This window comes from Candidatus Cloacimonadota bacterium (assembly GCA_034661015.1).
In the GTDB taxonomy this organism is placed as follows: domain Bacteria; phylum Cloacimonadota; class Cloacimonadia; order JGIOTU-2; family JGIOTU-2; genus JAYEKN01.
The window spans coordinates 27,751-28,991 of record JAYEKN010000295.1 but is presented as its reverse complement, the minus strand read 5'-3'; the positions used below and the strand labels follow the sequence as shown (position 1 = coordinate 28,991).

Here is a 1,241-nt window from a genome sequence, read left to right as displayed (position 1 = left end):
TCATAAATTTAATGATTTCTTTTTCAGGATCGGGTTTTCCCAATATTGCCGAAATTACTGCTATTCCGCTTACCCCGGTTTGCAAAACTTCAAAAGCATTGTTTAAATTGATTCCGCCGATGGCAACAATCGGGATAGAAATATTTTTGACAAGTTCCGATAATTTTTTTGTTCCAATAGCAGGTGGTGTATCCAATTTCGTTGTCGTTGCAAAAACAGGACCTATACCGAGATAATCTGCTCTGTTGTTTTCAGCCTTTTGCGATTGAATCAGATTTATTGAACTAACACCGATTATTTTTTCCGGCAAATGTTTTCTTGCTTCTGTATAAGCAATATCACTCTGACCGATATGCAAACCGTCTGCACCGGATTCTAAGGCAACTTGTAAATTATCATTCATGATAAATAATGTATCGGTATTTTCGGTAATCGTGGCAATTTTTTTTGCATTTTTCAACATCTCGGGATGTGATGCGTTTTTATGCCGGTATTGAATTATGCGGATTCGATGTTTCACAGCAAGTTCAGCTATTTCGCCAAATTTGTCGGTAAAACCACCATCAATAATAAGATATAAGCCAATTTTGTTTTTCATATTTTCCTTTGGGATAGGACACAGATGAACGCTGAAAAAACCGGATTCACACAGATTAAATATTAATGTAAGGCTGGACTCTAAACAATCATTTCCCGACTTTTTTAATAAAAAAAAGCCGAACAACATAGGATGCTCGGCAAAACTTCTTCCCTTCGTCGGAATTACCCGAATCAGGTTCCAAGGGTATGATCTCAGCTCATACGAGCACCCCGAAATATATGCCACGAAAAAATTCAGATGGCTTACCTGTGTCAAATATAGTAAATAAATTCTACAGGAATGGTTTAAATTTTTTTATCGGGAGTTGGACAATAGCCATTTCCAAATAGGAAAAATATGAACTTGAATTCCGTCAACTTCAATTTCATCTTTCTGATTATAGGTTAAAATATAACCTTCCTTAACTCCTATTTTGATACATCCCAATTTTAATCCTCGAAATTCTCCAATTGATATTTATAAACAGCAATACAAAATAGGAATCGCTGTTTATAAATGTCAATAAAATCAAAAAATAGTTTCAAAAATAAAAAAGTGATTGATAGCAAGCGAAAATTAATGGTTTTTCCCCCCTAGTAAAAATCTCAATGAAAAATGAGAACAATTAAAAACACACAAATATTGACAATAGAAATAAAAT

Annotated in this window: 1 protein-coding gene and 1 riboswitch; the gene reads right to left on the bottom strand. The window is 33.9% G+C overall.

Annotated elements, in window-relative coordinates:
• On the bottom strand, window positions 1-598 hold a 598-nt coding region (thiE, locus tag U9P79_10415; protein ID MEA2105027.1), incomplete at its 3' end, for a thiamine phosphate synthase.
• Window positions 599-731: 133 nt separating this feature from the next.
• Window positions 732-823: riboswitch (TPP riboswitch) on the bottom strand.
• Window positions 824-1,241 lie beyond the last annotated feature (418 nt).